This is a genomic window from Rhizobium centroccidentale, from assembly GCF_030182565.1.
Lineage (GTDB): Bacteria > Pseudomonadota > Alphaproteobacteria > Rhizobiales > Rhizobiaceae > Rhizobium.
In genome coordinates, this window is record NZ_JAQJCG010000003.1 from 229,593 (window position 1) to 251,862 (window position 22,270).

The window sequence follows — 22,270 nt, forward strand, 5'->3', positions numbered from 1 at the left end:
CTCCTGTTTATCGTTTTCGTTCTCTGCAGTCTCGACCGGTTTCCTCTCCGGTCGTGGTCGAGCGTGGCGGGACTTTTGGTCAGTCCACCTCCTCAGCTAGCGGTTCCTCGGCTTGGCGTGCATCCATCGAGGTGATGCGGATCAGGCTTTCCTGCAGCATCAGCAGATGTTCGCGCATGGCTTCGGCCGCCTTCATCGGATTGCGCGCGGCAATCGCATCGATGATGGTCCTATGCTGGGCATAGGAGACCGGGCGGGTCTTGTTGATGCTGCGGGCCAATTCGCGAATGGTTTGCCAGGCTTCGTCTTGGCGGACATGATTGATGACGTCGAAAATGGTCAGGAAGAACTGGTTGCCGGCGCTTTGTGCGATCAGCCGGTGCAATGCGCCATCCCAAAGCTCTCGGCTGTCGGCATCGTCGCTGGCGGTGATCTTCTTCGCCAGTTCGTACATGCGGTCGATGTCGTCGGGTTTGGCGCGCATGGCGGCGAGCTGAGCCAGTTGCGGCTCGATGCGCAAACGGACTTCCATGACCTCCATGAGATCCGTGCTGGCCACAAGCGTGCTGACATGCTGACTCCAATCGTCCGGGCGCTGCCCGACATAGGTTCCGGACCCCTGGCGTCGCCAGACGCGTCCTTCTGCTTCCAGCACCTCAAGCGCCCGCCTGATCGCACGCCGGCTGACACCCAGCGTCTCCGATAGAGCCCGCTCAGTCGGCAGTTTTCCGTCAGCCGGGAGATCGGCCGAATTCAAAAGCCCACGGAGCCTCTCCAGGGCATAAACCGAATTCTCCGGAAGGCCGTCGATTGCCATATTGAGAGGTGAACCAATTTGAAATTGGTCCAATAGAAGTTGAACTCGATCGCCTCGTCAAGCGCTTTTTTGTGCAATTTCGGCGATGCACAATGTTTGTGCGCAATGCAGAAAGGGGGCCCGCAAAAACGAGTCGCCTTCTTCAGATGACGGATCAACGATACCCGCCCTTGCGGTTCTGGGACTTGAGCCTCAACGGCCGACGGCGCGCGCAGAAATCGCCGCATCGGGCGTAAACTCGAAATCCTTGTCGAAGGGGTAGGTCGGCTTGGTCTTGCGCAGGCGCGGCAGGCGTTCGACGAACTGATCGACGACACCGGGGGACAGAGCCATCAGGTTCGGGTTGGCGATCGGCGCCAGCTCGGGCGAGAGGTAGCCGGATTTGACGACGATGATCTTTGCCTTGTGCGGATCGAGGCCAAGGCGGGTGAAATCGGCGATATTATGATAGGGGCGACGCTTGGCCGACAGCACTAGGTCGATGCCGCCGATGGAGACGACGGCCTGCATGTCGGTTGCTTCTTCAGTCTCCAGCAGATGTTTGACGGTGAAGTTGCCTCGTACCGGCTTGCTGCCCTTGGTGTCGAGCGATGCGCCGACCGAGAGATCGAGGGCGGCGCCCAGGCCAGCGGCGTAGCAGGCTTCCGTGGCGGCCTTGTCGGCGATGCCGGCGAAAATGACGCCTTGTGCTTTCTTGGCAATCAGTGCCGCCAGCACATCGGCGCGATCACCGACGCCGCCGCCCGTCGGATTATCTCCAGATTCCGCCAGAACCACGGGCGCGGTCGTGCTGGTGATTGCCTTGGCGACGCATTCCTCGATCGAGCCGGTCTCCGAGCCGAAAACGAAATCCTTGCGCACGTCCCAATAGGCCTGTGCCAGGCGTTTTGCTTCCCGCTCAAGCACGACGCGATCTGTGCCGGTCATGATGGCGGCAGCTGTGGCGCGCGGCTCGTCGGCCCAGACATAGCCGACCATCAAGGAGGCGTCCCAGACGCCGTCGATGGCATCGATTCCGGGCAGCATGTCGTAAAGGCTCTTGGCCGGTTCATCGACCGTGCTGGTGCGTTCGCCGGGCAGGACCACGGGGATCGGCGCCCAGAGCAGGATCGGCTTCACGCCGGTCTTTAGGCTCTCCGTCAGCATCTTGACGGCGCGGCGCATGGTTTCCTCGACATCGATATGCGGGGCGGTGCGGTAGGTGGAGTACATGTCGAGTGCATCGATGATGCGCTGGGTGACATTGCCGTGCAGGTCGTAGCTTGCCGAGACCATGCAATCCTCGCCGACGACGGCGCGAGCCGCACTGATCCAGTCACCCTCGGCGTCTTCCATGCCTTCGACATACATGGCGCCGTGCATGGCGAGATAGAGCCCATCGAGCGGCAGCAGCGCCTTCAGCCCTTCCAGAAACTCTGTCTTGAAGGCCTCATAGGTATGGCGGGCAACGGGGCCGCCCGCGATGGCTCTGGCGTGGATGGTCGGCAGGAACTCGCCGTCGTAATCCCTAAGAAAGGCGAAATAGGGCGAGGCAGTCAGCTCCGCGCCGCGCAGGACGCGAAAGTCCTTCTCTTCGTTCAGGACGGGATTGTAGGTGCTGCATTCGATGTGAATGCCTCCGACGGCAATGCGCATGGGAACCTCAATAGGGGTTGGGACCAATCAGGAAATTATGGGCGGCAATGCTGGCCGCGCCCCGTGCCCAAACATCGCCGTCGACACGCTGCGTGCGGATCGGCGTCTGGCCGGCATAGCGCGGCAATACATTGCCCTCGGCCGCCTGCCGCATGACAGTGCCGAACAGGCCATCAAACCGGCCTTCGACATGGGTAATCAGGATCAGGCCGGGATCGTTGAACTGGATGAGATGCGCAATCGCAAGCCCCAGTGCGCTGCCCGCGCGATGCAGGATGCGGATCGCCGCGGCATTGCCGAGTGATGCCTCCGTCTCCAGAGCGTCGAGGGATTGGCAGGCGAGACCTTCCGCCTTTGCCATTTCCTTGATCGCCTTCAGCGAGGCTACGGTATCGAGACAGCCGCGCTTGCCGCAGCGGCAGGGCGCACCATTGGGCTCGATCGTGCAATGAGCGATTTCGCCGGCGCCGCCATGATTGCCGCGATAGAGTTTACCGCCGACGAAATGGGCGCAGCCGATGCCGTCATCGAAGGAAACGACGCTGAAATTCTGCACGTCGCGGGCGCCGCCGAACAGCTTTTCGCTGACGGCGACCGCCTTGGCGTCGTTTTCGATAAATGTGGCTATGCCGGTCTTCTGCCTGATGATGCCGGCAAGCGGCACGTCCTGCCAGCCGAGTAGCGTGGATTTGACGCAGCTCGCCTGCTTTTCATCGACGAAACCGGAGAGCGCAATACCAAGGCCGGAAAGCTTTCGTTCGGCATCTTTGCATTCGGCAAGCAATTTCGGCAGCGTGTCGGCGATCATCGCGGCGATGACGTCAGGATCACGCGACAGCGGCATCGTCTGGCGAGCGACGATATTGCCGTTGAAATCGCTGAGCACCAGCGGTGCCGGGTCTTCGAGCAGCGAGACGCCACCGAAGAAGGCGCCTTCCGGATGCAGGTCCAGCAGGATCGAGGGGCGGCCTTGTCCGTAGATCGTTTCCGTTTCCCGCAAGACGCCGAGGGAAATCAGATCGCGCGCAATCCCGCTCATCGCAGCCTTGCTCAACCCCATGGAGGCTGCCAAAACCGTGCGGCTGGAAGGGCCTGATTGGCTGATGACCCGTAAGAGCTGCTGCTGGGAGGACGTTAGCAATTCGACGTTCCGCCTAGTTTGCTTGTTTTGCTAAGAGTAAGTTCAGAAAATAAACAAAGCAACCATATTTAGTTTTATTGCAGCCATAATCATGCCGCAACGCAATATATTGGAAGAGCGCATCCATTGCTCGATCTGTTTTGTGAACGGCGGCAGTCCAGGCGCCGTCTTGGGGCGATTTGGCGAAACATGTTCGCGTTTAAATGGTTGACATCGACCGGCATCAATATGCAAAGCTTATCATAACGATTCAGCCGGCGCTCGTCCTCCAATCGTCTCGTCCCTAGACTTTGATCCCACAAGCTAAGCGCTCGACCATGGCCGTTATGGCGGCATGTGCATGTTTCGATCCCGGGTGCCGCAGTCAGAAAGGAATGCCATGTCCAGCACGGTCGATCGTTCGAGACGCCCGTTGGTCATCGTCTCGATCATGCTTGCGACCTTCATGGTTGCCATCGAAGCGACCATCGTCGCCACCGCCATGCCGCGCATCGTCGGCCAGCTCGGCGGCTTCACCTATTATAGCTGGGTCTTTTCCGCCTTTCTGCTGGCGCAATCCACAACCACCGTCATCTATGGCAAGCTTTCCGATATTTTCGGCCGCAAGCCGATGCTGATCGGCGGCATCATCATCTTTCTCATAGGCTCGACGCTCGCCGGTTTCGCCTGGTCGATGGCGTCCCTTATCGTCTTCAGGCTGCTGCAGGGCCTCGGCGCGGGTGCAATTCAGCCTGTCACGATGACCGTCGTCGGCGATCTCTACAAGCTGGAAGAGCGGGCCAAGGTGCAGGGCGCACTTGCCAGCGTTTGGGCGATCTCAGCCGTTATAGGACCGCTTGCCGGTGGCATCATTGTCGACAATCTCTCCTGGGCCTGGATTTTCTGGATCAACCTGCCGCTTGGCGTGCTCGCCATCGCCGGGTTCATCCTCTTCCTGCACGAGTCGGTTACCACGCGTGAGGCGAAGATCGATTATTTCGGCACGGTCCTGTTTTCGATATCGATCGTGTCGCTGCTGGTCATCCTGACGGAGACCGATGCGGGCTTCGCCGTTCTCTGTCCCCTGGCGATCGTCTTTATCGTTACCGGTATCCTGTTCCTGTGGCAGGAGCGGCGGGCGCCGGAGCCGATCATTTCGATCGCTCTCTGGAGCCGGCGCCTGATTGCGACCAGCAATGCCGCCACCCTGCTTGCAGGCATGGCGCTGATCGGCCTGACGACCGTTTTGCCGATCTATGTTCAGGGTGTCCTTGGACGCTCGCCGCTGGAGGCCGGCTTTACGCTGACAATGCTGATTGTCGGCTGGCCGCTGGCCGTGATGCTGGCGAGCCGGTTCTTCCGCACCTTCGGCATCCGCAACACGCTGCGCACGGGCAGTCTCATGTTTCCCTTCGGCTCGCTTTTCCTGCTGTTCCTGACGCCGGAGAGCAGCCCGGTGATCGCCGGCATTGGCTCATTCCTGATGGGCTTCGGCATGGGCCTCATCAGCCTTACCAGTGTCGTGCTAGTGCAGGAAAGCGTCGAATGGTCGATGCGCGGCAGCGCCACTGCCTCGATCATCTTCTCGCGCAGCCTCGGCAATACGCTCGGCGCAACCGCGCTTGGTGCGATCATGAATGTCGGCATCGCGCATTACGGCAGCGGCGAGCTCGCAACCAGGCTGCACGACATCCTCAATCAGCCCAGCGGCCTTTCCGATCTCGGCACCGATCCCGCAATCAGAAGTGTTTTCGATGCGGCATTGCACTGGAGCTTCTGGGGTGTCGTCATCGTCGCCCTGACGACCTGCGTGACCATCTGGCTGATTCCGGTCACGCGGGATGCCGGTCGCGGGTCGTCGGCGCCCAAGGCGGATGCGCAGGAAGCCATGACCCATTAGCGCAAGGCCAGGGGGGCGGGGCAGGGCGTGATGTGTCAGAAGCCGTAGTCGCGCGCGAGCCAGGCTTCCAGCAGGTTTCGCGATGCTTTGATTGCGGCGTCCGTGTCCTGCGTGACGATGGCGTCGAGGATGGCCTTGTGGAGGGGAAGGGCGCGCTTTTGCCCTTCGGCTATGTCCTCATGGCCGGAAAGCGTGCGATTGGCGTAAATCCCGACAGCGATCAGATCGATCAGCTGCGAATAGATCATGTTGTGGGTGGCGGCGAAGATCGCCGTATGGAAACGCAAGTCGGCGTCGGCGTTGCTGTTGACGTCACCGATGGTGGACGCCATCTCCTCGTAGGCGGAACTGATCGCGGCAATGTCGCTCTCGGTGCGGCGCAGCGCTGCGCGCGCCGTCGCCTCCGGTTCGAGCGCCAATCGCAGGTCCTTGATCGATCGCATGATTTCGACCGACGGGCCGGTCTCGTAATACCAGACCATGACATCCGTATCGAGATGATGCCAGTTGGAGCGCTCCTTGACGCGCGTGCCGACGCGGGTCTTGATCTCGACCAAACCCTTGCCGGCCAGGCACTTCATCGCTTCGCGGATAACGGTGCGGCTGATGCCGAATTGCTCGACCAGATCGGGCTCGTTCGGTAGCGTTGCCCCGACCGGATAGTCTCCGCCGACGATGCGGCGGCCGAGCTCGTGGACGAAATAGCCGAAGACGCCGCGTCGCGGGATCGTACCGTATTTTCGCACAAAGGCATCGAAGGGCGACTGCGTTACGATCAGTTTGGACTCCGGGGTAGCCCTAGAGGTCATTGCGTCCTGGCCATGTTTCATTATGCGGGACTCTCGTTCCTTATTGATGCGCCGTTCGAACAATCGTCAGCCTACGTCGATTTGTGAGGCTTTTTGCTGGTATCTCGGCCAGTTAGGGGCTGTTCCATATTGATGTTGTATCGATCCCATTGTTCTTCCCGCGGCATTTTCCAGTGAAAACCCTAGCATGTCTTACGTATACATGCCTACTGGCACCAAGTTGATCGATCTGTTCACCGATTTGAACATACTGCTGCGTTTCCCACGGGCCTATTGGGGATCGGCAGCGGTATCGGCGCGGAGATCAAATTGCGCACCATCCGCTGAGCGAAACGTGATCGCTTAATCGATTGATGGGACGATTTCGACTATCGTAAACGTTACCGAACCGGTTAAATACAGGCGGGATGCGAGGCGGATTCGGAGTTGCTGATCCATGAATGACATGTCCACGCCTGGGCAAAGGGAGGATGCGCAGGAAGCGGGCTCGCGCTCGCTGTTGATTGCATTGCTCGTGGCCGGCGCCTTCTTCATGGAAAATCTCGACGGTACGGTCATCGCGACCGCATTGCCGCAGATGGCCGTTTCGTTCGGTGCTCGCCCGGTCGACCTCAATATCGGCATGAGCGCCTATCTTCTGACCCTTGGCGTCTTCATTCCGATCAGCGGCTGGATCAGCGATCGCTTCGGTGCGCGTCTGGTCTTCACGACAGCCGTCGTCATTTTCACACTCGCTTCCGTTCTCTGCGGCTTTGCCAATGGCGTCGGCTCCTTCGTTGCCATGCGCATTCTGCAAGGCATCGGCGGGGCGATGATGGTGCCGGTGGGCCGGCTTGTCGTCTTGAACAATACGCCGAAGGACAAGCTGATTTCGGCCATTGCGACGATCACCTGGCCGGCGTTGGTGGCGCCGATCCTCGGGCCGCCGCTCGGCGGCTTCATCACCGACCATGCAAGCTGGCGCTGGATCTTCTTCCTCAACCTGCCGCTCGGCATATTGGCCTTTATCTTCGCGCTCATGCTCATTCCGGCGACGAAAAGTACGGCGCGCCCGCCATTCGATTGGATCGGCTTCGTCGTCAGCGGCATCGGACTTGCGAGCCTGATGTATGGGCTGGAACTGATCGGACACCCCGATCCGGTCTGGCTGGAAGCCTGGGCCTATGTGATCGTCGGCTTTGTTCTGCTGGCCATCGCTGTTTTTCATTTTCTGCGCACGGAGCATCCGCTCATCGATCTCTCGGGGCTGAAGCTGCCGACGTTCGCCATCACCATCTCAGGTGGATCGCTATTCCGCACCGCTATCGGCGCGGTGCCCTTCCTGCTGCCGCTGATGTTCCAGGTCGGCTTCCGGCTCAGCGCCTTCCATGCCGGCATGCTGACGCTCGCCGTCTTTGCCGGCAATCTGGCGATGAAACCGGCAACGACGCCCATTCTGCGCCGCTTCGGCTTCAAGCCGGTGCTAATCGTCAACGGCCTGTTGAATGCCATCTTCATTGCCGCCTGTGCGCTGTTTTCGCCCGATACGCCGCTCTGGTTCGTCGTGCCGGTGCTGTTCATCGGCGGCATGTGCCGGTCGATGCATTTTACCGCACTCAATACGATCGCTTTTGCCGATATCCCACCGGGGCAGATGACCGGTGCCAACACCCTGTTCAGCACTGTCTTTCAGCTGACGATGGGCATGGGCATCGCCGTTGGCGCCATCGGCATCCGCATCGGGCAGGCGATCAGCGCACCGCTCGGAGTAGGGAGTATCGTCGCTATCGAGTTCCGTCTGGCCTTCGTGCTGCTCGGCATCATCGCGCTGCTCGCCGTGCTGGACTGCTTGCCGCTTGACCGCAAGGCAGGCGATAATGTGTCGCGCAAGCCGACGCAGGGCGCGAGGAAGGCGGCGTAGCGATGTCTTTTCCGAGGTGTTCAGTACGGATATTGGATGAGATTGTAGTGCAGCAATATTGCGGGAATCGCCATCAGGATGATCAGAAGCATTGCGACGCTTGCCGCGCGCATCATCTTCCTCCGGCGGGCGCGCTGACCGGTCCAATCATATACTGCCATAATGAGCCCCTCCTTCTTGATTATTAGAAAGGCAAGAAATGGAACGCCAGTCAATATCGGCAATAGCGAGCTAAATAATAAGCATCGCCTAATATTTCGTGGGTGAAGAGCGTTTCGCTGACTTAGGAAGAGCCGCGGAACTTCATCTGCAGGCCCTAAAGATCGTTTTATGATGCCGGCCCACACGATATAACGGGAAAGAATTTCGTCTCCGTGTCAGCGGGACGCCGGCTGCTTTGGAAAGAGGAAAAGGCAATGAGCAAGATGCGTGCCCTGGTTTTAGAGCGTCAGCATGAACTGGCGATCCGTGATATCGATCTGCCGCAGGAGGTCGGGCCGGACCAGGTGAAGATCAAGATCCATACGGTCGGTGTCTGCGGGTCGGATGTGCACTATTACACCCACGGAAAAATCGGGCCGTTCATCGTCAACGAGCCGATGGTGCTAGGGCACGAAGCGGCGGGAACGGTGGTGGAAGTCGGCGCAGGCGTGACGCATCTGAAGATCGGCGACCGGGTCTGCATGGAGCCCGGCATTCCCGATGCCAATTCCAAGGCCAGCCGTCTCGGCATGTACAATGTCGATCCCGCCGTCACCTTCTGGGCGACGCCGCCGATCCATGGCGTGCTGACGCCTTTCGTCGTGCATCCGGCCAACTACACCTTCAAGCTGCCCGATAATGTCAGCTTTGCGGAAGGGGCGATGGTCGAGCCCTTCGCCGTCGGCATGCAGGCAGCCACCAAGGCGCGCATCACGCCTGGCGATACCGCCGTCGTACTCGGTGCCGGCCCGATCGGCATCATGGTTGCTGTTGCTGCCCTTGCCGGTGGCTGCGCGCGGGCGATCGTCGCCGATCTCGCACAGCCGAAACTCGATATCGCCGCGCAGTATCAGGGCGTCATTCCGGTCAATATTCGCGAGAAGAACCTCGTCGAGGAAGTCGATCGCCTGACCGATGGCTGGGGTGCGGATGTCGTCTTCGAATGCTCTGGTTCGCCGAAGGCGTGGGAAACGGTGATGGCGCTGCCGCGTCCCGGCGGCGTGATCGTCGCCGTCGGCCTGCCGGTCAATCCGGTCGGCTTCGACGTCTCGACGGCATCGACCAAGGAGATCCGCATCGAAACGGTCTTCCGCTATGCGCATCAGTATGAGCGCTCCATCGCGCTGATCGCTTCCGGTCGCGTCGATCTGAAGCCCTTGATCTCCGAAACATTCGACTTCGAGGACTCGATCAAGGCTTTCGATCGCGCTGTCGAAGCCCGTCCGACCGACGTCAAATTGCAGATTGTCCTCAAGCAATAGGCGCTCGCTGTCACATCGCCTTGCCTCAATCCCCCTATTGGCTTCATACATCGGCAAGGCGATGTTTTCCCTGAGGTTTCATATCTCCCGTAGACGGCCTGGCAAAAGCGATGCTAGGTAGCCTTTCACAGAGGGAAACAGGCTTTAACGCCGTGAAACGGGAAGGACAGCCGTGCCACACGACGTTGCATTGATCGCATTGATTGCCGCGGGCTTCGTATTCGCGGCCATTTTCGGCTATCTGGCCGACAGGCTGCATCTGCCGCCGCTGGTCGGTTATCTGGTGGCCGGCGTCATCATAGGCTCGTCCACCCCTGGTTTCGTCGCCGATGTTTCCCTCGCATCGCAATTGGCCGAAATCGGCGTCATCCTGCTGATGTTCGGCGTCGGCCTGCATTTCTCGGCCGCCGATCTGCTGGCCGTGCGCGGCGTCGCCATTCCCGGAGCCATCGGCCAGATTGCGATCGCGACGCTGCTCGGTGTGGGTTTGACGTCGCTATGGGGCTGGAGCGTCGGCGCCGGCGTGGTCTTCGGCCTCAGCCTTGCCGTTGCCAGTACGGTCGTGCTGTTGAAGGCACTGGAAGAGCGCAATCTCGTGAGTTCGACCAATGGCCGTGTCGCCGTCGGCTGGCTGATCGTCGAAGATCTGGCCATGGTGCTTGCGCTCGTGCTCTTGCCGGCTTTTGCTGGTGTTCTGGGTGGTCATGCGGATGCCGGCGGCCATGCCGCGTCCGGTTCGATCTGGCTGACGATTGGCATGACGCTGCTCAAGGTCGCAGCCTTTGCGGCTGTCGCGATCTTCATCGGTCCGCGTGTTGTTCCTTGGCTCCTGACCTCGGTTGCGCGCACGGGTTCGCGTGAACTGTTCACCCTGTCGGTTCTGGCAATCGCGCTCGGTATCGCCTTCGGTGCGGCCGAAATCTTCGGCGTATCGTTCGCGCTCGGCGCCTTCTTTGCCGGCCTCGTGATGAGTGAATCGCATCTCAGCCACAGGGCGGCGGCCGACTCCCTGCCATTGCAGAATGCGTTTTCGGTGCTGTTCTTCGTGTCCGTCGGCATGCTTTTCGATCCGTCGGTTTTGATCCGCGAACCGCTGATGATCATCGGCGTGCTTGCGCTGATCATGCTGGGCAAGGCGTTGATCGCCTTCTGTGTCGTGCTGCTGCTGCGCTATCCCGCCAGCATCGGCTTTGCTGTTGCTGCCGGTCTTGCGCAGATCGGCGAATTCTCCTTCATTCTGGCCGGGCTTGGCGTCTCGCTCGGGCTGCTGACGCGGGAAGGGCAGGATCTCATTCTTGCGGGCGCAATCCTGTCGATCACGCTCAATCCGCTGGCTTTCTACGCTACGGAAAAGCTGGAAAACTGGGCCTTTGCGCGTTGGCCGTTCCTGGCGAACAAATACGGTATGGCCAAGCAGGAGGCTCTTCGCCGCCAACTGGCCGTCATCAACAAGCAGCGCGAGGAACGGGATCGCCAGCATCATCTCGAGATCGAGCAGCTCATCGAAACTTTCCCGATGTTTGCCGAACTTGATGATAATGAGCATGAGGAGCTTCTGCTGCTCTTCCGCCCGAGATCGGCGTCGCCCGGCGATCGGGTGATCCGAACCGGGGATCGGGGCGACAGCATGTTCTTCATCGCTTCCGGCGCGGTCGAGGTGCAGCTGGAGGATGACGAGATCCGGCTCGGCGCCGGGGCCTTTTTCGGTGAAATGGCGGTGCTGACGGGCGCGCGTCGCACGGCCGATGTCGTCGCGGTCGATTTCTGTCAGCTCTTCGTGCTGGACCGCCGCGACTTCAATCTGTTCATGTCGCGGCATCCGCAGCTGCGTGCCGCCGTCAGCCGCATGGCGCGGGAGCGGCAGGAAAGCAACGTGTCGCGCCAGCGGCGCGACCTTTCCCAGGACGCAGGCTGATATTTTATCGGCGTTTCAGCCAGGTTTTCGAGACACGGCAAGCCATCGTATAGGCGGGATCGAAGACGTTGCCGACATCGTAGCGCACGACCTGATCGAGCAGGTGGCTGGCCGCGGTCTTGTCGAGACCGTAATCTGAGCCGAGCCAGCGCAGCATTTCGCTGGTGGCATGCTGCAGGGCTTGATCGAGCGGCCGGGCATTGCCAATGGTGAAAATATCCTCTGCCGTCTCGCCGCGCGGCCAGACGATCGTTTTTTTCTTTTCGACGCTGAGGCGCACCGTCACTTCGAAAGTGGTCTCGATCCCGGTGCCGACGATCTCGCCGTCTCCTTGCACCGCATGGCAATCGCCGAGGAAGAAGAGAGCGCCAGGTGCTGCTACTGGAAACCAGATGGTCGTCCCTGGCCCGAGCAATCGATAATCCATATTGCCGCCGAATTCGCCGCTGGTGGCGGTCGATATGGCCTGACCAAGCGATGGTGCGACCCCGAAACAGCCGATCATCGGCGACAGCGGCAGAACAAGCGCTTCCAGGCCCGCAACGGGTTCGGCAAGCCGCGCCGTCAGGGCCTCTCGATCGATCTGCCAGTATATCTTCTTGCTCGCCGGCAAGTTGCGTACGTCATGCGGGTCGACGACGTTGCTTGCTACCACACTGCGGGTAAAACCCGTGTCGCGCGTCGGCACCATTGCGAGAATCTCGACCTTGAGGCTGTCGCCCGGTTCCGCGCCGTCGACGAAGATCGGCCCGTTCATCGGGTTCGGCCCCGAGATGCGGTTGATGTCATGCTTGTCGTAGCCGGCCGCATCAAGCGTTTCGGTGACGACAATATCGCCATCGGCGATATGTAAGGCTGGCGGCAGCGAGCCGATGACATTGTGATAGGTGTCGGGAACGAAACGATGGGTCGCCATTTTGCTGAAGCCTTGTGTGGAATCCGGTGGCGGTAGCCTATGACGAGTCCGAACGTCTGGGAAAGGGCGGGCGACGATATTAGGCAAAGATCACTTCGCTTGTCGCGCGCAAATGCCTGCCACGGCAAACAGCTCTCAAGCAAAATGATCGCGAAATGCCTGTGGCGTCGTCCCGAATTTCCGCATGAAATTGCGCCGCATGGTTTCTTCCGAACTGAAGCCGCAGCGCATGCGTGCCTGATGCACGCTCAGGCCTTCCTCCAGAAGGCGGCGGGCGGCCTCGATGCGGATTTCCTCCACCGCGCGTGCAGGCGTCCGCCCGGTCGCTTTCAGATAGTGGCGCGAGAAGCTGCGTGCGCTCATATTGGCTTGCTCGGCCAGCGTCGGCAGGGAAAGGTCGGCGCGCAGATTGTCCATGATCCAGCCATGCAGACGGTCGAAGCGTTCGCCGCCCTCCTGAAGTCTCAGTGCCGCGCTGAACTGCGCCTGACCACCCGGGCGCTTGAGGAAGACGACGAGTTCGCGAGCCACGGAAAGCGCCAGCGGGCGGCCGAGATCTTCCTCAACCAAAGCAAGCGAGAGATCGATGCCGGCGGTCACGCCGGCGGAACTCCAGATCTGCCCGTCCTGAACGAAGATCGGATCGGGCTCAAGCTTCACTTGCGGAAAGCGCTTGGCAAATTCTTCGCAACGATTCCAATGGGTCGCTGCCCGCCGCCCGTTCAGAAGACCGGCTTCCGCAAGCAGAAAGGCGCCGCTGCAGACCGAGGCTATCCGTCGGGCATTCGCGGCACGCCGGCGTACCCATTCGACCAGGTCGAGATTCTCGCAGGCTTTATTGACGCCCCAGCCGCCGGCGATGATCAAGGTGTCGAGCGGATTATGGATATCGGAAAGCGGGGCGGTCATGAGCGCGAGACCCGAGCTGGTTCGGGTCTGTGGGTTTTCCGCGACCACGATGGCTTCGTAGGGTTTCGGCCGATCGAGCTCACGCGCCGCCTCGTTGGCGCTGGTGAAAACCTGCAGCGGACCCGTGATGTCAAGCAGTTGGGCGTTGTCGAAGGCAAGAATTTCGATGGGGCGCATGATTGGCAAAAAATGACGGTGGTTTGGCAAATGTGCCAGAGCATTGTCGCATAGGCTTGGAAAAGTCAATCATTGGAGACATGCCATGACCATCCGCTTCGGCCTGCTTGCGTTTCCCGGCGTCCAGCAACTCGATCTGACCGCGCCCTACGAGGTATTCGCCTCGATGGATGATGCCGAGGTGCATCTCGTGTGGAAGGACACGTCGCCCATCGTATCGGCAACGAAGCTGGCGTTGCAGCCGACGACGACGTTTGCCGAATGCCCGCCGCTTGACGTCATCTGCGTGCCCGGCGGCGTCGGCGTCAATGCATTGCTGGAGGATGCGGACGTTCTGAGCTTTGTCCGGCAACACGCGGCCGAAGCTCGCTTCGTAACATCGGTGTGCACCGGTTCTCTCGTCCTTGGAGCGGCCGGCCTGCTCAAGGGCAAGAAGGCCACGACCCATTGGAATGCGCTTGATTTCCTCGAGAGTTTTGGAGCGGTTGCCACGCCGGGGCGCGTCGTACGGGATGGCAATCTCTTCACCGCGGGCGGCGTGACCGCCGGCATCGATTTCGGACTGACAATCGTTGCCGCCTTGCGCGGCCGAGAGGACGCCGAAGCGATCCAACTGTCGCTGGAATACGCGCCAGAGCCGCCATTTCCTTCCGGATTGCCCGAGAAGGCCAGCGTTGAGGTGTTGGCCAGAACCAGACAACGCCTTGCCGGCTCAAGAATGGCACGGCAGGCGATCATCGCTCGCCTCGCGGCGGCCAGGCATGGGGCTGAATGAAAAGGACTTGTCCACCGGCGCTGTCACCTCAATGAAATGGAGCACCGATAGGGAGGCGATCATCGATTGATCAAGTCGAGGCGATGAATGATGGGCAGGCAGATGATTGGAATTCCAGTCTCATCTCGCCCACCATACTTGACACAAATAGCTTTTCTGCGACCGTGGCATCACGATGGCGTCCACGGCCTTGCGGGGAAAAGGCTTATTTGATGAACGAGTTCCGATCATTGCGCTGGATATGTTGCTTCGTCATGGCAATGGCCGTTGTGATAGGCGCAGCCCCAGGGTTGATATCGCAAGCTGCAGCCGCCGAAACTTCCGAGATCGCCCCGCAGACAAAGGCTTCGAGCGAGCAGATCGAGAAGCTGATCGGCACTTTGCGCGATAGCGGTGCCGTGTCCGGAGCCGATCTGTTGCAGCGTCGCTCCGGCTTCGAGAAGCTCATGGCATCGACGCCAGGCCCGGCGCGTGTCCAGATACGGCGTGTCGATGCCAATGGTGTGGACGGCGATCTGATCTGGCCGGCACGGTTGCATCATCCGATCGGGCGGCGTGCCATCCTTTATTTGCATGGTGGCGGCTTCTATAGCGGCTCCCTTCGCACGCACGCCAACATAGCGGGTTCGCTCGCCAAGGCGGCCTCAGCCGATGTGCTGTTGATCGACTATCGCCTCGCGCCCGAAAACCGCTTCCCCGCGCAAAGAGACGATGCCATTGCGGCCTATCGCTGGCTTCTGACATCGGGATACAAGGCCGGCAACATCGTTATCGCCGGCGAGTCGGTTGGCGCAACTCTGGCCATCGAGGTCGTTTTGAACCAGCTTAGGCTGAGTGGTCCGCTTCCCGCTGCCGTGGTCGCGATGAGCCCGATTACCGATTTCGCCGCAACGGGCGCGTCCCTGGCCGCCAACGCCGCCAGCGATCCCTTCATGAACAAGGCCGAGTTGACCCTTATCCACGATGTGTTCGCGCGCGACCGTCCTCTCGCCGATCCCGATATATCGCCGCTCTATGGCAATGTCTCCGGGTTTCCTCCGCTGCTGATCCAGGTTGGCGCTCGCGAGGTGCTACTTGATGACGCCTCGCGGTTCGCAGACAAAGTACGCCAGGCGGGCGGTAACGTGAGCCTGGAAGTCTGGCCGGGGATGATCCATCAATGGCAGATTTTCCCGTTCTGGCTCGACGATGCGAGGAAATCGAACGAGCGCGTTGCGCAATTCGCGATTGCGCATTTTGTCGATAAGCCAGTGCAATAATTTTTGTTCAGTTAATCGGCACCTGATTTCGAAACTCTCGTCCGAAAGGCCGCTGTGGCTTCATAAGTCCGTGAACCCACATCACCGCCTTTCAATTAATTATCGCAATAAATAATCGCTAGATAATTTTCTTATGGACATAGGAGGTGAAATGCACTAGGCATATAGATGTCGCGATAATAAATCGCACGATAAATTTAAGTGGAGATTGAAATGAGCCAGTCGATCCCTCAAGCTACTCGTCGGGGCGTTATGACAGCCGGGCTTGGCCTTGCCGCCGCAGCCGTCATCCCCCTCGCTCAACCTGCACAAGCCTCTACAAAGCAATCATCTTCGAAAGGTAAGGACACAATGAGCAGCAGCACGATCACCACCAAGGACGGAACGCAGATCTTCTACAAGGACTGGGGGACGGGCCAGCCGATCGTCTTCCATCATGGATGGCCCCTGAGCTCCGACGATTGGGACGCCCAGATGCTCTTCTTCCTTCACCAGGGCTACCGCGTCATCGCCCACGACCGTCGCGGCCATGGCCGTTCCAGCCAGACCGCAACAGGCAACGAGATGGACACCTATGCCGCCGATGTCGCGGCGCTGGCAGAGCATCTGAATCTCAAGGGCGCCATCCATGTCGGCCATTCGACAGGCGGCGGTGAAGTTGCCCGCTATGTCGCCCAGTATGGCGGCCATGGCCGCGTTTCCAAGGCCGTGCTGATCGGCGCCGTACCGCCGATCATGGTCAAGTCCGACAAGAACCCCGGTGGCCTGCCGCTGGAAGTCTTTGACGGCTTCCGTGCGGCACTTGCGGCCAACCGCGCTCAGTTCTTCCGCGATATTCCGGCGGGGCCGTTCTACGGTTTCAATCGTCCCGGCGCCGTTGTTTCGCAGGGCGTTATCGATAATTGGTGGCGCCAGGGCATGATGGGCGGCACCAAGGCCCATTATGATTGCATCAAGGCCTTTTCGGAAACAGACTTCACCGAAGACTTGAAGAAGATCGAAGTCCCGACCCTCGTCATGCATGGCGACGACGACCAGATCGTTCCGATCGCGGACTCGGCCCTTCTGTCCTCGAAGCTGCTGAAGAACGGCACGCTTAAGGTCTACAAGGGCCTCCCGCACGGCATGGCTACCACGCATGCAGACGTGATCAATGCGGACCTGCTCGCCTTCTTCAAGGCTTAAGCACTAAAGAGATCATGCGCCCGCCGTAAGGCGGGCGCTCTCACAGCCTGCCGGGTGCTGTTACCACCCTCACCATTTCAGCTGTCGAGTTTCAACGACAGCTGAACGGCGCGCGGCAAGGGCGGTAGCGGCCGGCTGATTTCGACACGGCGCGTCCATGTGGCGCGCCGTTCCTGTTCGCGCTCCCGAAGGGCCTTCGAGACAGCGACAAAGGTCATTGCGCGTTCGATGACTTGTTCTGCCTTGGTCATGGATATCTCCATTTGTTCACTTTATGTTCTCATATCAAGTCGAGAAAGTCAAGCGATCCGGGCTTTCGGATTGGGCCGCACCTTTGATATTCCGTTTGGCGCCCCTCGCTGCTCTCAAAGACCAACGCACGATTGCTTTGGCCACCCGGAGACGGTTCCGTTGAACGCTATTGACGCCGAAGATTGATCTCGCTGGTTACGACCGATTTGCCTGAGCTCAGATCCTTGTCGATGGTCCGGAGCGTCAGCTGGTCGTTGCCCTGCCTGCGAATGGTCATATTGGCATCGCGATCGCCGTTGACGAGACGTGCCCAGCGCACTGCCAGATTGATGACATCACCCTGCCTGCTGCCCGACAGCTGCGATGTCGCACCGGAAGGACCGGTGTAGGTGCCTGAGTATCTGTTTCCGCGCGCCGTAAGCTGGGCCGAGATCGCGCGACTGATGATGAGAAGGCCGCGGCAGTTTCCCCTCATCGAAATCGAGGGGACCGGAGCGCTGATGGTGAATCTGCAGGAGACATTGATCGGCGAGTCGCCGATCTTTCGAACCACCTTGCCGGTTCCCGTCCAGCTGCCGTTCAGCGGCTTCAGAAATCCGCTTTCATCGGCGGCGGCAGGTGTCGCCAGGCAGATCGCGGCAAGGACGGTGAGAAGGCGCGCTTGATGATGCATGATATCAATCCCTTCGTCAGACTAACTAGGAACGCCGCAGGCTATGCGCGGTTCCCAGGCGGTCAGAGCCAGTTGATGCGCTTCAGAATATAGAGGGTGATGACGGAGGTGACGGCGACCAATACGACGATGATGACGAAGGCCCAGGTATCGTTGACGCCTGGAATGCCGCCGACATTCATGCCGAACAGGCCGGCAACGACGCTCGGCGGCAGCAGCAACGCGGCAAGCGCTGCAAGCCTGTTGGAGTTGCGGGCGATGCGCTCGCTGATGACGGTCGAAAGGTCATCGTGCAGGATGCCCGTCCGGTCGCGGATTGCATCCAGATACTCGATGCAGCGCATCAGCTTGTCGATCACCTCACGCATGCGCAGCTTGTCGCGTTCGGCAAGCCAGGGAGCGTCGTCATGTTCGATGCGATTGAGGGCATCGCGTTGCGGCGAAAGATAGCGTCTTAGCTGCACGGCGCGCCTGCGAAGCAGCTTCAGGCGCTCTCGGACTTCGGCGGCCTCGCCGTGGAAGATCAGCTCATCCAGCTCGTCAACTTCCTCATCCATCTGATCAAGAACGGGTTCCAGGTCCCTCACGAGCTTGTCGCTGACGAGGGCAAGCAGTTCGCCAGTGCGCTTCGGGCCTTTGCCCTTTTCGAGCGCTTGGCGGATGTCGCGAAGGGCGGTGATGTAATGGCCGCTGTCGCGAAGGGTCACGACGCGATTCTCGTCCACCCAGGCATGCAGGGGAACGAGATCGAGATCCTCGACCGCCACATCCGCGTCGTCGGGCGGTGCAGCGCAGACGCCGCGAAGAATGATTAGCAAGCCATCATCGACCGGCTCGACGCGCGGGCGCGATTCATCCTCCAGCAACGCGTCGGCGACAAGCGGATCGAAGCCGCCATTGTGTGTTACCCACGTTGCCGCGGCATCATGGTCGCGCTCGAGATGAACCCAGAGAATTCCGTCTGTCGGCTTCCAACTCTGTAGGCCGGCGGCACCGATCTCGCGACAGCTGCCGTTGCCGTCGAGAAGGACGGCGAAGCGTATGCCGGGCTCGGCGCCGTAGCTGAGTTGAACCTTCCGGCTCTCGATCTCCATCCGCTCCCATCCTCCCCCGAGTGTAAAAGGAAAGCGAAATCATGCAGCTATTTTCAATAGTTCTAGCACCGAGAACGTTAAGGTGAAACTGAAGTTTAACGCGAATGATCGGCTATGAGGCCAGATCGCTCATTCTGCCGCCGCGGCAAGACAGCTATCGATGATCGTACGGATCTCGGCGCGGCAGGAGCCGCAATTGGTTCCAGCATTGAGCTCCCTGCCGACGGCTTCGACACTGTGACAGCCGCCGCGAATGGCCGCGACGATCTGGTTGACGCCGACGCCAAAGCAGGAGCAGACCGTCGCACCGGCGTCGATCGCATCGGCTCCCGGTCTGCCTGCGATCAGCGCAAACCGCTTGCTGAGATTGCCATGCGATGCCGAAAGCTGAGCGATCGCCCAGTTTCGGGCCACGGCTACAGGCTGCCGTGCGACGAAGAGAGCCGCATGCAGCCGCTCGCCATCGAAGAAAGCAAGGCGCAGATCTCCGGAGGCCTGATCAGCATAGCCGAGCGGTTCGAGATCGTCATCTATATCGAATGTCGCGCGACACCACCCGATCCAGTCGTCCGGTGCCAGATCGAACGCAAGCTCTGTCCGCCAGCCGCCATCGGCCTTGGCGAGCGCCCAGTAGGCACTGTCGAGATCGTGCGGCTTTGCTGCGGAAACCGCGAAGCAATAATGTGAGGCCTGGAAACGGCAGGCGCGGACTGCGACATTCTTCGACGCGGGCTGGCCGGAAATCGGGTCGGTTATGGGAGCGACCACGGCATCGATGCGGGCTTTGGCGGCGAAGCTATCGTTCCAGTGCATCGGCACGAAGAGACTACCGCGCGCCTGCCGCTCCGTCACCAAGGCGCGGACGATCACCTTGCCATGCGGGCTCTCAATCTCTACCAGGCCGGCTTCGGCAACGCCGATCTCGATTGCGTCGCGTGGATGGATCTCGACGAAAGGCTCTGCGATGTGGCCCGACAGGCGGGCGCTCTTGCCGGTCCGTGTCATCGTATGCCAGTGATCGCGAATGCGTCCGGTATTGAGCGTCAGGGGGAAGCGGCTGTCGGTTCGATCGGTTGCCGGCGGTTCTATGGCGATGAAGTGCGCCTTGCGATCGGAATGATAAAATCCGCCATCCGCGAAGAAGCGGGTGACCTTCGGCATCGCTCCGACAGGCTGCGGCCATTGGAACGGTACAAGGGTGTCGTAGTCTTCCGTCAAGATCGATTCATAAGCGCCGATGTCGAAATCGCGGCTGCCCTCGTTTTCAAAGCCGGAAAGGCCTGCGTGCTCGGCGAAGATCTCCGCATGTGTGCGAAAGGAGAAGGCTTGGGAAAATCCGATGCGGCGGCCAACTTCGGCCATTTGCCACCAGTCGGGCCTAGCTTCGCCGGGGGTTGCAAGAAATTGGCGCTGCCTGGAAATCCGCCGTTCGGAATTGGTGACGGTGCCATCCTTTTCGCCCCAGCCGAGCGAGGGCAGCAGCACATGCGCGTGCCGCGTCGTATCCGTCTCACGCAGGACGTCGGAGACGACGACGAAGGGACAGGCCTTGATTGCCGCCTCGACGGCATCGGCGTCCGGCATGGAGACCACGGGGTTGGTCGCCATGATCCACAATGCCTTAATGCGGCCGTCGGCGACGGCGCGAAACATATCGACCGCCTTCAATCCCGGCTTTCCGGCAATCCGCGGCGAGTGCCAGAAGCGCTGCACACGGTCGCGATCCTCCGCACTCTCGATCACCATGTGAGCGGCAAGCATGTTGGCAAGACTGCCGACCTCGCGCCCGCCCATGGCGTTCGGCTGGCCTGTCAGCGAGAATGGTCCCATGCCGGGCCGGCCGATGCGGCCGGTGGCGAGATGGCAATTGATGATGGCGTTGACCTTGTCGGTGCCGGATGAGGATTGGTTGACACCCTGGCTGTAGCAGGTAACGACCTTCTCGATCTGCGCAAACAGCCGGTAGAATTCGCGAAGCTGCATCGCGGGCAAGCCGGTCAGCTCGAGCACGCGGTTGAACGACATGGAGCTGGCGGTGGCGAAAGCCTCGGCAAAGCCGCTGGTGTGCTCGGCAATGTAATTCTGGTCGATGGTGTTGTTTGTGATCAGATGCTCGAAGAGACCCAGGAACAGGGCGACATCGCCATCCGGCCGGATCGCCAGATGCAGATCGGCGATATCGCAGGTCATGGTCCGGCGCGGATCGATGACGACGATCTTCATCGTCGGCCGTGCTGCCTTTGCGGCCGCCAGCCGCTGATAGATGACCGGATGGCACCAGGCGAGATTGGAGCCGGTGAGGATGACGAGGTCGGCCAGCTCGATATCCTCGTAAGTGCCCGGCACCGTATCCGAGCCGAAGGCGCGACGATGGCCGGCAACGGAGGACGACATGCACAGCCGCGAGTTCGTATCGATATTGCCCGAGCCGATGAAGCCCTTCATCAGCTTGTTGGCGACGTAATAATCCTCCGTCAGCAGCTGGCCGGAGACGTAGAAGGCAACGGCATCAGGGCCGTGTTCGGCAATCGTCTCACTGAGGCGTTTCGCGACCAGATCAAGCGCCTCGTCCCAGCTCGCTCTCTGGCCGGCAATTTCTGGATGGAGCAGGCGTCCGTCGAGATCGATCGTCTCGGCAAGGGCGGAGCCTTTCGAGCACAGACGCCCGAAGTTGGCAGGGTGGTCCGGGTCGCCTTTCACGGAGACCTTGCCGTCATCATCGACGCTGGCGATAACGCCGCAACCGACGCCGCAATAGGGGCAGGTGGTTTTGGTTTCAATGGACATGGGTTGCGTCCATGAAGTTTAAAGCGTGGGAGAATATCTCCCTCTGTCCCTGCGGGACATCTCCCCCACAAGGCAGGGGTATCGCATATGAGCGGAGATCGCCGCTGTCCCCCTTCTCCCCAGCGGGGAGAAGGTGCCGCCAGGCGGATGAGGGGGTGCCCGCCAAGGCCATAAAAATCCATAAATTCAAATAGATACCCCCCTCATCCGACCCTTCGGGCCACCTTCTCCCCAAGGGGAGAAGGAGCTTATGGTGCTCGTCCGCCTCCATATGCGATAGCCCTGCCCCTTGTGGGGGAGATGTCAGCAAAGCTGATAGAGGAGGGTAACTTCTTCCGAACATCTTCACTCCGCCGCCATCATCAGGCTTTCGAGCGCGATGGAGAGAGCGCCGTCCTCGTTGCGGACGGGAATGGTCCGCACCTCGCCCTGGTCTGCACCAAGCGCCTTGCCGGTTTCGAGCGAGATCACCCAGTTGTGCAGCGGGCAAGTCACGGCTTTCCCGTGAACGATGCCTTGGGAGAGCGGGCCGCCTTTGTGCGGGCAGTGATCCTCGATGGCGAAGACCTCGTTTTCGGCCGTGCGGAATACGGCGATCTTGCCCTGCGGGGTTTTCACGCACCGTGCGCCGCGCAGAGGAATGTCCGAGATGTTGCCGATTGCATGCCAGGTTGTCATGTTCAT

19 protein-coding genes are annotated in these 22,270 nt (G+C 60.3%); 7 read left to right on the plus strand and 12 right to left on the minus strand.

The window, feature by feature from the left end; translation table 11 throughout:
* Positions 1 to 79 precede the first annotated feature (79 nt).
* The 3 genes from PH562_RS04965 to PH562_RS04975 form a co-directional block, all read right to left on the minus strand.
* Positions 80 to 817, minus strand: a complete 738-nt coding sequence (locus PH562_RS04965) for a FadR/GntR family transcriptional regulator (RefSeq protein ID WP_285171833.1) — start codon at positions 815 to 817, stop codon at positions 80 to 82.
* A 192-nt stretch (positions 818 to 1,009) separates the two neighbouring features.
* Positions 1,010 to 2,452 (minus strand): M81 family metallopeptidase, encoded by a 1,443-nt coding sequence (locus PH562_RS04970; RefSeq protein WP_285171834.1) that lies wholly within the window; start codon positions 2,450 to 2,452, stop codon positions 1,010 to 1,012.
* Between the two features lie 7 nt (positions 2,453 to 2,459).
* Positions 2,460 to 3,593, minus strand: coding sequence for an ROK family transcriptional regulator (locus PH562_RS04975; RefSeq protein WP_285171835.1), 1,134 nt, complete (start codon positions 3,591 to 3,593; stop codon positions 2,460 to 2,462).
* Between the two features lie 379 nt (positions 3,594 to 3,972).
* Between PH562_RS04975 and PH562_RS04980 the strand changes: the two genes are divergently transcribed.
* Entirely contained in the window at positions 3,973 to 5,472 is a 1,500-nt protein-coding gene (locus tag PH562_RS04980) for an MDR family MFS transporter (RefSeq protein WP_285171836.1), read from the plus strand.
* Between the two features lie 35 nt (positions 5,473 to 5,507).
* Here PH562_RS04980 and PH562_RS04985 read toward each other — a convergent pair whose 3' ends face one another.
* Entirely contained in the window at positions 5,508 to 6,302 is a 795-nt protein-coding gene (locus tag PH562_RS04985; protein WP_113230976.1) for a FadR/GntR family transcriptional regulator, read from the minus strand.
* 415 nt (positions 6,303 to 6,717) lie between these two features.
* Between PH562_RS04985 and PH562_RS04990 the strand changes: the two genes are divergently transcribed.
* Positions 6,718 to 8,181: a DHA2 family efflux MFS transporter permease subunit gene (locus tag PH562_RS04990; RefSeq protein WP_285171837.1), complete on the plus strand. Its 1,464-nt coding sequence runs from the start codon at positions 6,718 to 6,720 to the stop codon at positions 8,179 to 8,181.
* A 20-nt stretch (positions 8,182 to 8,201) separates the two neighbouring features.
* Here the strand turns inward: PH562_RS04990 and PH562_RS04995 are convergent, their stop codons facing one another.
* Positions 8,202 to 8,342, minus strand: coding sequence for a hypothetical protein (locus PH562_RS04995; RefSeq protein ID WP_285171838.1), 141 nt, complete (start codon positions 8,340 to 8,342; stop codon positions 8,202 to 8,204).
* Positions 8,343 to 8,597: 255 nt separating this feature from the next.
* Here PH562_RS04995 and PH562_RS05000 point away from each other — a divergent pair, with 255 nt between their 5' ends.
* Together PH562_RS05000 and PH562_RS05005 are read left to right on the plus strand one after the other, a co-directional pair.
* Positions 8,598 to 9,644, plus strand: coding sequence for an NAD(P)-dependent alcohol dehydrogenase (locus tag PH562_RS05000; RefSeq protein WP_285171839.1), 1,047 nt, complete (start codon positions 8,598 to 8,600; stop codon positions 9,642 to 9,644).
* A 172-nt stretch (positions 9,645 to 9,816) separates the two neighbouring features.
* Positions 9,817 to 11,559 (plus strand): cation:proton antiporter domain-containing protein, encoded by a 1,743-nt coding sequence (locus tag PH562_RS05005; RefSeq protein WP_285171840.1) that lies wholly within the window; start codon positions 9,817 to 9,819, stop codon positions 11,557 to 11,559.
* A gap of 4 nt (positions 11,560 to 11,563) precedes the next feature.
* Here the strand turns inward: PH562_RS05005 and PH562_RS05010 are convergent, their stop codons facing one another.
* Both PH562_RS05010 and PH562_RS05015 read right to left on the minus strand, forming a co-directional pair.
* A complete protein-coding gene (locus PH562_RS05010) occupies positions 11,564 to 12,475 on the minus strand; it encodes an acetamidase/formamidase family protein (protein ID WP_285171842.1) in 912 nt (303 codons plus the stop codon).
* A 135-nt stretch (positions 12,476 to 12,610) separates the two neighbouring features.
* Positions 12,611 to 13,561 (minus strand): GlxA family transcriptional regulator, encoded by a 951-nt coding sequence (locus PH562_RS05015; RefSeq protein ID WP_285171844.1) that lies wholly within the window; start codon positions 13,559 to 13,561, stop codon positions 12,611 to 12,613.
* A gap of 85 nt (positions 13,562 to 13,646) precedes the next feature.
* On the opposite strand from PH562_RS05015, the gene PH562_RS05020 reads away from it, so the two are divergent.
* From PH562_RS05020 to PH562_RS05030, 3 genes are all read left to right on the plus strand, one after another.
* Positions 13,647 to 14,336, plus strand: a complete 690-nt coding sequence (locus PH562_RS05020; protein WP_285171845.1) for a DJ-1/PfpI family protein — start codon at positions 13,647 to 13,649, stop codon at positions 14,334 to 14,336.
* Between the two features lie 254 nt (positions 14,337 to 14,590).
* A complete protein-coding gene (locus PH562_RS05025; RefSeq protein WP_285171846.1) occupies positions 14,591 to 15,595 on the plus strand; it encodes an alpha/beta hydrolase in 1,005 nt (334 codons plus the stop codon).
* A gap of 351 nt (positions 15,596 to 15,946) precedes the next feature.
* A complete protein-coding gene (locus PH562_RS05030) occupies positions 15,947 to 16,780 on the plus strand; it encodes an alpha/beta fold hydrolase (protein WP_113230982.1) in 834 nt (277 codons plus the stop codon).
* A gap of 77 nt (positions 16,781 to 16,857) precedes the next feature.
* Here the strand turns inward: PH562_RS05030 and PH562_RS05035 are convergent, their stop codons facing one another.
* From PH562_RS05035 to nirD, 5 genes are all read right to left on the minus strand, one after another.
* Complete coding sequence (locus PH562_RS05035; protein WP_015342656.1) at positions 16,858 to 17,031, minus strand: hypothetical protein; 174 nt, start codon at positions 17,029 to 17,031, stop codon at positions 16,858 to 16,860.
* Positions 17,032 to 17,198: 167 nt separating this feature from the next.
* Positions 17,199 to 17,705 (minus strand): hypothetical protein, encoded by a 507-nt coding sequence (locus PH562_RS05040; protein ID WP_285171848.1) that lies wholly within the window; start codon positions 17,703 to 17,705, stop codon positions 17,199 to 17,201.
* 62 nt (positions 17,706 to 17,767) lie between these two features.
* The gene (locus PH562_RS05045; RefSeq protein ID WP_285171850.1) at positions 17,768 to 18,799 is read right to left on the minus strand and encodes a CorA family divalent cation transporter; all 1,032 of its coding nucleotides are present in this window, start codon (positions 18,797 to 18,799) and stop codon (positions 17,768 to 17,770) included.
* 129 nt (positions 18,800 to 18,928) lie between these two features.
* Positions 18,929 to 21,586, minus strand: coding sequence for a nitrate reductase (locus tag PH562_RS05050; RefSeq protein ID WP_285171851.1), 2,658 nt, complete (start codon positions 21,584 to 21,586; stop codon positions 18,929 to 18,931).
* A 345-nt stretch (positions 21,587 to 21,931) separates the two neighbouring features.
* The gene (nirD, locus tag PH562_RS05055) at positions 21,932 to 22,270 is read right to left on the minus strand and encodes a nitrite reductase small subunit NirD (RefSeq protein ID WP_285171852.1); all 339 of its coding nucleotides are present in this window, start codon (positions 22,268 to 22,270) and stop codon (positions 21,932 to 21,934) included.